The 11,606-nt window shown below is 38.9% G+C and carries 6 protein-coding genes; 1 reads left to right on the top strand and 5 read right to left on the bottom strand.

The genetic code is table 11. From position 1 onward, the window contains the following. Positions 1-9: 9 nt before the first annotated feature. From N8M66_RS05965 to N8M66_RS05975, 3 genes are all read right to left on the bottom strand, one after another. Positions 10-1,188 carry a pyridoxal phosphate-dependent aminotransferase gene (locus tag N8M66_RS05965; RefSeq protein WP_261027717.1) on the bottom strand — a complete coding sequence of 393 codons (1,179 nt, stop codon included), beginning with the start codon at positions 1,186-1,188 and terminating at the stop codon, positions 10-12. Then, on the bottom strand, positions 1,185-1,673 hold the full coding sequence (locus N8M66_RS05970) for a DUF5590 domain-containing protein (protein ID WP_261046190.1): 489 nt from the start codon (positions 1,671-1,673) through the stop codon (positions 1,185-1,187). Before N8M66_RS05970 ends, N8M66_RS05965 begins: the two co-directional genes overlap by 4 nt. 292 nt (positions 1,674-1,965) lie before the next feature. Continuing rightward, positions 1,966-3,162: an MFS transporter gene (locus tag N8M66_RS05975; protein ID WP_261046191.1), complete on the bottom strand. Its 1,197-nt coding sequence runs from the start codon at positions 3,160-3,162 to the stop codon at positions 1,966-1,968. A 418-nt stretch (positions 3,163-3,580) separates the two neighbouring features. Here N8M66_RS05975 and N8M66_RS05980 point away from each other — a divergent pair, with 418 nt between their 5' ends. After that, positions 3,581-4,129, top strand: a complete 549-nt coding sequence (locus N8M66_RS05980) for an NADPH-dependent FMN reductase (RefSeq protein ID WP_261046193.1) — start codon at positions 3,581-3,583, stop codon at positions 4,127-4,129. Between the two features lie 120 nt (positions 4,130-4,249). On the opposite strand, the gene N8M66_RS05985 is transcribed toward N8M66_RS05980, so the two are convergent. Beyond that, positions 4,250-8,125, bottom strand: a complete 3,876-nt coding sequence (locus tag N8M66_RS05985; RefSeq protein WP_261046194.1) for a mucin-binding protein — start codon at positions 8,123-8,125, stop codon at positions 4,250-4,252. Positions 8,126-8,276: 151 nt separating this feature from the next. Further along, positions 8,277-11,606 (bottom strand): mucin-binding protein (locus tag N8M66_RS05990; RefSeq protein WP_419991941.1); only part of this gene is annotated, 3,330 nt, incomplete at its 5' end.

Below are 11,606 nucleotides of genomic sequence, written 5' to 3' on the forward strand. Positions count from 1 at the left end.
CTTTTTCTTTTATTTTTCCATAAATGCTTTCAAGCGTTTAACTGCTTCTTTAAGCGTGTCTAGGTCTGTCGCATAGCTGAGGCGCACATTTTCTGGCGCTCCAAATCCTGCTCCTGTAATCAAGGCCAGACCAACTTCTTCAAGAATAGCCGTTGTAAATGCTGTTACATCGCTATAACCTTTCATCTCCATAGCTTTTTTGACATTTGGAAAGAGATAGAAAGCTCCTTGTGGTTTTACAACTTCAAAACCAGGGACTTCACACAAGAGTGGATAGATGGTATTGAGACGTTCTTCAAATGCTTGACGCATAACTTCCACAGAATCTTGCGGTCCAGTTAGGGCTTCGATAGTTGCATATTGTGAAACAGCAGTTAGGTTAGAAGTTGTTTGACCTGTCAATTTGCTCATAGCAGCGATGATTTCTGGATCACCCACTGCATAACCTACTCGCCAACCTGTCATGGCATAAGCTTTTGATACACCGTTAATAACAATGGTTTGCTTGCGAATGGCTTCTGATAGACTAGAGATTGGTACGAACTCATTCCCGTTATAGACCAAACGACCATAAATATCATCTGCTAGGATGAGAATGTCATGTTCAACAGCCCAATTTCCGATAGCCAAGAGTTCCTCACGGGTGTAAATCATTCCTGTCGGATTGGATGGCGAATTCAACACCAAAACCTTAGTTTTATCTGTACGAGCTGCTTCTAACTGCTCTACGGTCACCTTAAAGTGATTGTCTTCCTTAGCTTGAACAAAGACTGGAATCCCTTCTGCCATCTTGACCTGGTCTCCATAACTAACCCAGTATGGAGTTGGAATAATAACCTCATCTAAAGGGTTGATTACAGCCATAAAGAAAGTATAGAGTGAGAACTTAGCACCGGTAGCAAATGTGACTTCGTTGGCTGCTACGGAATAACCATAATAACGCTCAAAATAGGTATTAACTGCTACTTTTAACTCAGGCAAACCTGAAGCTACCGTATAGAAAGAAGCACGTCCATCTCGAATGGCTGCAACAGCTGCATCTTGAATATTTTTGGGAGTATGGAAATCGGGCTGACCTAAAGTTAAGAAAAGTACATCTTTTCCTTCAGCCTTTAACTTCTTTGCTCTTGCATCACTAGCCAGAGTCACACTTTCTTCCATTTCTAAAACACGATTGGATAGTTTCATAGGCCCTCCTTATTGACCAATGCTCCTGTTTCAAAATCTACTAGATAAAAATTAGAGCCTGACTTGACTTCCCAGATTGGCTTATCTTGATAACGGCCAAAGGTAATCTTGTCAATCTCGCCAGCTCCTTTTTCCTTAGAAAGAGCTTCTGCTTTTTCTTGTGACACACCCTGATTTAGCTGATAAACGTAGATCTTATGGTCATCTTTTCCAATCAGGACAGCAAGTGATTCTTGCTGTTTATTACGACCAAGAACGCTGTAATAAGATTCCAAGCCATTGTATAAGTCAACCTGATCAGCCTGCTCTAATCCTGCATACTGCTGAGCTAATTTTTCTCCTTCACTTTTAGCAGTTTGATAGGGTTTCATACTCAGAAACACTAGATACAGAAAGGAAGCACTGATAACCACAAACAAAATCGTCATCCCTAGACCATACTGCCACAGTAGATTATTTTTTGCTTTGTTTTGTCTTTTTTTCACTCGTCTATTTTACCATCTATTAAGCTTTATTACAAGCGAATGCAAGAATACTCTTCGAAAATCAAATTCAAACCACGTCAGCTTCGCCTTGCCGTACCCAAGTACTGTCTGCGGCTAGCTTCCTAGTTTGCTCTTTGATTTTCATTGAGTATAAGCAACCAATTCTATTTCTCCCTTCAAAGTAAACCAATTTTTCTTGCTTAAAACCGAGCAAGAACAGTAAAGACAGCTCTAAAATCAACCTATTAAAAAACCTGAGCTTTGATACTCAAGTTTTCGTAAGTTTTTTAATCTATAGAATCACTTTATCATCCATTCTTTTAGCCATTTTTCCTAAAAATACAGGCAGTAGAAGGCTAATCATGACTAAAAAGAAGCCTAGATAAAGAAATGTTAGCACAAAGCCTAAATGGTCAATCAACCAGCCTGTCAGCGGGAAAAACACAATCATACTCAGGCTAAACATCATAGAGTAGACACTCAGCATGGTTGCCCTTACTTCACTTGGGAGCCGCTCTTGCAAATCATTGTCAAAAATCGGCTGAAAAAGAGCATATAGAGCATTACTCATCAAATAAACCAAAATATAGATTAGAGGTGTTCCAAAGTAGGACAGCAGGTAGGTAACTCCAGTCAGCAGGACGAGGATAGGGAAAATCTTCAAGGCGGCATATTTCTTTCCAATCTTACTCGCTAGATAGACTGCGACAATATTCAAGAGACTTCCAAGTAGCATAACTGCTGAAATTTGCCAACTACTTAAATCTGGTAACTGATTTTGATAGTAAAAATAAAACATGCACATGAGTGTACCAACAATCTGAGACAAAATCATCCAGTTGAAGAGCATGGGATTTCGCTCCAACTCTTCCTTAACAGTCCAAATAATCTGTTTCATGGTCACACTATCAGTTTTTTCTAGCTTGACACTGGGTTCTTTCAGCATACAAATCAAGACAAGAACTATGATAGAAGTGGCAATCATGATATAGTAGGTCAGATGCAATTGACCATGGACAAAAAATCCCGCCAACACTGTCCCCAAAGAACGAGTTCCTTCTGACACTCCTGATAGGAAACTTGAAATGGATAGATAGCGCTCCTTTAGCCCAGCCTCTACAGCCGAGTCATAGACCATTGCTGCACTTGTTCCTGAATCAAAATTATAAGACAAGGCACTTATCGCCATAGCTAGCGCATAAATCCAAAAATTTCCCTGCCCAGCCAACATAAGAATAGAAGACACAATCCCTGCTATACGACTTAAATAAAGGTTGGTCTTATAGGAATAGCGGTCAGCTAACATACCAGATGGAATTTCACAGAGAAGACTGGTAGTATGAAAAATACTCTCCAGAAGTCCAATCTGCCAAAGAGACATACCATTTTGACTGAGAAAGAGAATCCAAAAGCTGGTAATCCCTAGAAATGCAAAAAACTCAACTCCAGCCATCAGGCCAATATTTTTCCGATAATTTCTTATTAACATCTTTTCTCCTTAACAAGTGTATTATTATTTCTTTTGTCCGTCACTTGTTAATCTTTGTCTTACATGATCTCCACCCCTTTTAGAAGCATTCTTCAATGCCATTATTGTTCCTTTAATGATTTATGAAATGATACCGGAAAATAGCTGCTCTGCGCTTTCTATTGCGAGTTTTCTTGTTTATTTTAGCACTTATATCATCATATTACAAGAGAATATTGGAATCCTCCTATAAAATCAAAGAAAACCAAAATCTAAAAAACAGTTCTTACTTTTCCAGTGGCAACTGACTAGAGTTTCAGCAATTTTATAATTTTCAAATAAACTCTGAGCAAATTTCTTGCAAGTCCTTTTGTTTTGTTGTAATATATTCCATAACAACGAGAGAATTCTCGGAAATTTAAGAAAAAGGAGACACATCATGTCTAAAAAAGTATTATTTATCATCGGATCACTACGTCAAGGTTCTTTCAACCACCAAATGGCTCTCGAAGCTGAGAAAGCACTTGCTGGTAAAGCGGAAGTTAGCTACCTTGATTATTCAGCCCTTCCTCTCTTCAGCCAAGATTTGGAAGTTCCAACACATCCAGCTGTAGCTGCTGCTCGTGAAGCAGTTCTCGCTGCGGATGCCATCTGGATTTTCTCTCCAGTCTACAACTTCTCTATCCCTGGTACAGTGAAAAACTTGCTTGACTGGTTATCTCGTGCCCTTGACTTGTCTGATACACGTGGCGCTTCTGCCCTTCAAGACAAGTTTGTCACAGTATCATCTGTAGCCAATGCAGGTCACGATCAACTTTTCGCTATCTACAAAGACCTCTTGCCATTTATCCGTACACAAGTAGTTGGTGATTTCACTGCTGCACGTGTTAATGACTCTGCCTGGGCAGACGGAAAATTGGTTCTTGACGAAACCGTCCTAAACTCACTTGAAAAACAAGCTCAAGACTTGGTCGCAGCAGTTCAGTAAAAAATAGAAAATTTTAAGAAGTCATTAATATAAAAATGAGCCACTTTAAATTTAAAGTGGCTCATTTTTTGTGCTATTTAATACTATACTGCTAATTAAATCAGTATTAACACTTTATATTTAGCGATGTCTTCTAGCATGACCACGAGTTCCTGGTCCAGTTCTAATTGGTTTAACTTGTTTACCTGGACGTGAAGGAACATGGTGTACTGGTCCATGATGAGGTCTCGTTAAATGCGGTTTAGGCTGAACACTTGGTTTTGGATGAGTAACAACTACGTTTGGTTTTGTAACAACTCCGACCACATGAGTGTGGCTAGTAGTACCAGTATGAATGACACTTGTCACCTCTGAATGAGTTTCGGTTTCATTTGTTGTGATAGTGACAATCGGTGTTGTTGGACCCGCTGTTGCCGCATTTGAGGTAACAGTGGTTGTCGTTGTAGTTGTAGTCGTAGCCGTTCCACCAGGAACAGGTTTTGTCTCTGTTTTCTTATTAACAGATGTTTGTGAAGAAAAATCTGTTGGTTTAATTGCAGCTAAAGCTTCAGCTGGAGTTAAGCTAGGTTTTGAATCAGTAGTCGCTACCGGTTTTGGTTGCACAGCTGGTGTTGGTGTAGCTGGAGTAGATACTACTGGTTTAACAGGTGTTACCGGTGCAGGTGCTACTGGTTTCACTGGAGCAACTGGTTGTGGTGTGGCAACAGGCGCTGGAGTTACTGGTGTCGAAACTACTGGTTTGACCGGTGTTGATGGTGCTACCGGTTTTGGTTTAACTACAGGTGCTGGCTTAGCCGGAGTTGACACTGCTGGTTTAACCGGTGTTACTGGTTTTACCGATACAACGGGTTTTGCAACAATTGGTGATGATGCAACAACTGGATTCGGAACAGTCAAAACTGGTTTGATAGAAATTCCATTCCCTAGACTAGAAGGAGTTGCTGCAATAGTTGTTACTCCTTGTGGAGTGACATTTGGTTTATGAACAGTCGTATCCACTGACGCTACTGGTTTATCATCAATTCTTGTGATTTTCCAATTATCATAAATAACTGCACCAGTAACGAGGTTAACTCTCGCCACTCTTTCAAAAACTACAGATCGAACTACATCTTTGAAAGCTTGTTTGCCATCTTTTTGATATTTGTAGTGAATCGTCTGCTTGGTCATTTTTCTCAGTGTATCTAAGTTTTCAACCGATTTAGGCCAAACAGGTGACAATGCATCTCCTGCTACTAATGGATTTCCAGCAATTGGTTTTGGATCATCTGCTGTAACAGTCACAACTTTTTCGATTAATTGAACTGAGAATACTTGATCAGTTTGTTTTTCACTGTCGAAACGTTTATCATTAGCCTTTGCAAAACCATCATGTACTAATTCATATCCTTGTTTTAGGTATTGATTAATACGAGTTTTTGAATTATAAACAATTGTTTCACCTGGAAGACCAACTACACTATCCACATTTCCTAAAACTTTAGGACTTGTTTCTGTTTGATTGAGGTATTTAATCTGTGCTTTTTGTTGAGCAAGATAATCATAAACAACATGGATATCAGCCTGTGTCAAATGTCCCTTACTATTAGCAGGTGTTTGTGACAAGACATATACTACACCATCTTTTTCGAAACGTTCAGGAACTTTAGCAGTCACATCATAGTTATTTCCCAACAAGTTAATGAGATTTGAACTCTTATCATGTGGTGTATTGAATGTTTCTAAAATAGCTTGACTTGTTTTATCACGATATTGAATATCAACTTTACCAAATTTAGCTTCTTCGTACACAGCTACCACGTTAGCTTGAGCTCGTGTAATCGTACCAGATGTCTTCGTATTGCTATAGAAACGATCATTCTGTGCATATTCTTTAAAGACATAATATTTACCATTTGGTGAATGCAATAAATAAGGTGCTGTGATAGATGTTGTTTGAATTCCTTTATTTTCTTGAACTTCTGTCTCAGTTGTATTCCTCTCTAAAGTAGCTACATAGCTAGTATCAATTTTGGTAGATGGTCTTACAGTAGTGAATTTGTCTTGAAGGATACCTCCATTTTCCACCGCTGCAATGGCAGGAAGAAGCATTTTCCCTTGAGTATCAACGAAGCGAACAGCTACATCTCCATATACAAGGCGTCCATCTGTTCTAACCATATCTGGGTTGGCAATTTTCCAGTCAGAATCAGCAGCTTGTTCGTATTGGTCTGTAAGATTTTTACCTTTGGCATCAACCACTGTCAATGTCCCTGGAACATTCGATTTAAAACCATTTCTAGCTTCATTCAGATAATTAACTGTGTGACTTGTCGGAACACGGTCAACTCCAAAATCTTTTGTACGTAATACATAAGTTCTTCCAGCCAACATCTTTCCAGATACCAATTCAAAGGTTAATTCATTATCTGCTGCCTTAAGAATCTTGAATTTGGCATGTTGACCAGGCTCTTCACGAGGTGCCTCCAAAATAACATTATGGCGATTTACCCTTGTTCTTGATGTATCAGGGCTAGTATTTATCATTTCAACATTGTGAGCACCACGTTCAATAAATTCACCAACAGTAGCAAACTTATTGAATTCTGTATCATTGATACGAACAGTGAAACGAGTCCCTGCACTAAAGTTTGATTTCCATGTTCCGATACGAAGGGTACTGTTGTATGTCTTGATACTTCCATCATCGTCCAACATCACATCACCTGTGAAGTTAGCTGTAGTAGGTGTTTCATAAACTTTAGGTGCTCCTATATCTGTTTTAATCACAGTGTAATTCTTAGTGACTACATTTTGACCATTAACTGAGATAACACCAGTTACAGACTTATCCACATTCACTCGAGGATAACGAATTCCACCTCTGTATTGAAGTTCAAAAGTAACATCGTCTAAGCGTTCAATTTCGTCAGTGAAACGGTATATTGCTTCAATATGACTTCCTTTGTCAACTAAATCCCATGATTCTTTTGTGTCCAAAGCAACGTCACGATCTCCACGTGAAGCCCAGTATGAAAGGCTTCCAGCTTTGGCATTATCATTTTTCTGAACCAGACTCACTCGTTCTGCAAATACTTTACCTTCAGCAACCAATTTTTGAGGAAGATTATTGTCTTGCGGTAATTCCTTCAAGCCAATTGTGAAGATATCTCCCTTATGATAGGCACCATTTTTAAATTTTAATTGGAAACGATAATCAGCAATACCTGTTGAAGTCACACGGTCCGCCATGTCGATTGTACCATTAGCAATAATATTTCCATTATCGATAGCTACATCTTGTGTTTGAATTGGCGATAGACTAGCGCTAATTTTCTTGCCATGTCCTGCACGTTGTAACTCAGTATACACTGTTTCGATAGCTGAATACAGTTGATTTAATTGAGTCTTAAGATTTTCTGCACTGACAGATGAATCTTTTAACAAGGCTTTTGATTGTGAAATCTGAATGGTAGCTGCCTTAACAGCTGCTTGAACTAAGGCTTTTTCTTCAGCTTTACGTTCTGCTTCTTGAGAATAACGTAAAGCGACTTGATTTAAAACTTCTGCTTCTGATACAACCTGATCCAAAGTAATTTTTTCGATTGATTTTTCTTCTTTTACCTTTTCACTTGAAGCAGGTGAAGTAGTTTTTTCTTCGCTAGGTTTTACTTCTTTAGAAGTTAATTCTTTTGAGTCAGAATTTTTTGTCTCAGCTGCCACTTTAGATTCTGCTTCCTTTTTTAGAAGGGCATTGATATCTAATTCTTCTTTTTCCAAAACTGGAGCTTGAAGAGTGGAAGACAATTCTGCTAATTTTTCCTCTGAATTTTTTTGCTTGGTATCGTCTGGTTTTTCAGATACTTTTTGTTCTTCTTTTTCAGTACGATGCAAATCTACTTTCTGTTCATCTGCACCCACACCTGAATAAGTACCAAAAACCATCAAGGCAGCTACAGCAACAGATACTGCACCAAAACTTGATTTTCTAATGGAATACTTGTTTACCTTATTCATTTGATTCCGTTTTACTCTTGAATACATATTTTTTCTCTCTAACTATTTTATGATAAAAAAGGGAGTGGAATTGATGCTGTATTGACATACATTCTCACTCCCTAAAACACTACACTTACAATATTTTGTCGTCTAGAGTTTCGTTTTGATTTTATTCATCTCTTTTTGCTTTTCCAACTAAACTGAATCCAGCAATTAAGCCAAGTACTCCTAGAGCTTGAGCCATACCAGAAGAGTGACCCGCAGTTTTTGGAAGGTCTTTTTCTCCCTCTTTTGGAACTGCTGATGGCACTTTGGGAGCTGGAGCGGGCGTTGGAACCGGAGTTGGTGTAACTTGTGGAATTGGTTGAACATTTCTATAAGTTACAGTTACAACTTGATTTCCAGTTTCTGCTGTAATTCCTTGAACCGAATCTACCTTAGCAAGATCAGGATTGTATCCTGCAATGGTTGGAGATACCACTTCGTCAAAACTTGTCACTCCATCTTCAGAAACCCAAGATGTACTTGTAGTTTTACCTGTTACATTATCGATACTTAACATACGTGAAAAACTTACTTGATCATGGTGATCTTCACTTGCTTTTGTACCATCTGCAAATACATAATGGATCGTTCTCTCTACTACTTTAGGAACATCTTTTTTAACAGTGATCTTATGTTTCAATAGAACTGTATATTCTTGAACTTTAGTTTCATCTGTATCAAAAGTTGCATCTGTAGGGAAACCATCTTTCTGTAATAAGTACCCTTTTTCTATCAATGATTTCAAAACAGTTTCTGTCGTATAAGCAATCTTTTCTCCAGATTTACCAGTAACATTGTCTGTATGAACGACCTCATCCTTATTATCAACATCTATATAACGAACCACTGCAACTTGATCTTTCTTGACGTAAATTACCTTTGTATCTTCACCTGGATTTTCAGGTGTGACACTTGTACGCTCTGGTTTGTAGCCTACAATTTCAGGTACTGCAGTTTCTCCAGCTTTACGAGGATCATTTGCATCATTCATGTATTGTGGTTGAGGAGCATTTACAATCACATTTCCAGAAGCATCTACTGGAATGATTTTACCCAAAGCTTTATATGTAACTGTATCTGTTGCTTTTGGTGAATCTGGCGTAACTGTCTTAGCACCAGCTTCTGATTTATCAGCAAAATATCCTGCCACAACTGGGACTTTAACTATGCCATAGGTATGGTTCTTGTTTTCCCAAGTTGTTTCTTTAGTCGCTTCATTATATGATCCCTTGAAGACAAAATCATTTTGCACATTATCTTTAGGAGTTGCAGAATCTGCACCAGTAAAGCTCACAGTTTGCTCTGTTTCCTTAGATACTGGATCAATAATTTCATTATATGTTACAAAGGTATCTTTTCCGATACGATCAGGATCAGATTCATCATTTGGTTCGATTGTCTTGTCAACAATATTATATCCCCAAACAGTTGGTTGCGTATTATTTAATACATGGAATTTTGGAGCCGCAGGAATTTTTGTTTCCGCTGCTTTTGTTGCATCGTTTGGATCATTATCATAGTACTTATAGAGAGCGTCTTCAATGTTTTGTACAACCTCTCCTTGTTCATTGATATATTGTCCTTTATTATTGACTGCTACAATACGTCCCATTTCTTTCAAGTCGACATTAACTTCTGTATCTTGAGGAGAATTTGGGTTAACCTCCATCGTTCCTATTTTATTCACAGTAGCATAGAATTTTGGTGTAATAGGAGTTCGTACTGCTTTGAACACTGCATTAACAGATGAATCAGCTTCTGAATTAGTTGAACTATCTGGCTCTGCTACAGTGGCACGTTTACCTCTTGATGAACGACGTACTGAACGCTCACCATTTTCTGTCACAGTTAAGCCTAATGGAGACTCTTGAGAATTAGTAACTTGTGGAGCTAAAGCTAGTCTTACACTAGATGATCTTACAACTCTTGTTACACTATTATTTGCTACTGTAGGAGTTGTAGCTGATGGTTGAGATGCTACTGGAGCTACAACATCTTGGTTTTTAATACCAGTAATCTTCCATTGTTCATAATTGATATCACCAGAAACCAAATTCACAAGAGCATTTCTTTCATAGCTGATATGTTGATCAATCGTTCCATATGCAGCTTTTCCATTTTTAAGGTAACGGAAGTTGATACGACGAGTTATTGTTTGAGTCAATTTCTCCATTCTCTCGACAGTACGTGGCCAATTTGGTGTATTTGGTTGTCCTGGATTGACTGGGGTGTTTGGTTGTGGTTTAGGATCTTTCGGTGTTACACGTTCAACACGTTCTGAAAGGGTTACAGTGTAGACTTGGTCACGTGCTGTATCGTAGTCATAAACCTTCGCACCACCTGATGTGAATTCATCGCTAACAAGCTTATAGCCTTGTTTCTTGAATTCATTGATTTGACTTGTTGTGCTGTAGGCAATGGCCTCACCTGACTTACCTGTCACTTCATCTGTTGTGAGAACACGGTTACCGTTAGTGCTTACATAACGGATAATAGCTTTTTGAGCATCCTTACGGTAAGTAACTGTTTCAACACGGTCTTGGTCTTTCGCTTGAACTCCACTTACAGCTGGGATTTCTGATTTATCCGCTGTGTAACCTGCGATGGTTGGAGAGACCACTTTATCAAACGTATCATCATTAGTTGTCCAGTCTTGGAAGAAAATTTGACCAGTCACTAGGTTAATACGACTCCAACGTTTGAAGTTCAGTGTTTCAACCACATCATCCTTAGCCTTGCTTCCATCTTCGTAAACATAATGGATGGTACGGCTAACACTTTCCTTGTTATCCAAGTTTTCAACGGTTCCTGGCCAACGTGGGCTATCTGGTTGTCCTGGATTAACTGGTGTGTTTGGTTGTGGAGTTGGGTTATCTGGGTTAACTGGTTCAACACGTTCTGAAAGGGTTACAGTGTAGACTTGGTCACGTGCTGTATCGTAGTCATAAACCTTCGCACCACCTGCTGTGAATTCATCGCTAACAAGCTTATAACCTTGTTTCTTGAATTCTGTGATTTGACTTGTTGTGCTGTAGGCAATGGCTTCACCTGACTTACCTGTCACTTCATCTGTTGTGAGAACACGGTTACCGTTAGTGCTTACATAACGGATAATAGCTTTTTGAGCATCCTTACGGTAAGTAACTGTTTCAACACGGTCTTGGTCTTTCGCTTGAACTCCACTTACAGCTGGGATTTCTGATTTATCCGCTGTGTAACCTGCGATGGTTGGAGAGACCACTTTATCAAACGTATCATCATTAGTTGTCCAGTCTTGGAAGTCAATATGACCTGTTACCAAGTTGACATTGCTCCAACGTTTGAAGTTCAGTGTTTCAACCACATCATCCTTAGCCTTGCTTCCATCTTCGTAAACATAATGGATGGTACGGCTAACACTTTCCTTGTTATCCAAGTTTTCAACGGTTCCTGGCCAACGTGGGCTATCTGGTTG

The sequence above is a fragment of the Streptococcus mitis genome (assembly GCF_946188585.1).
In the GTDB taxonomy this organism is placed as follows: domain Bacteria; phylum Bacillota; class Bacilli; order Lactobacillales; family Streptococcaceae; genus Streptococcus; species Streptococcus mitis_DG.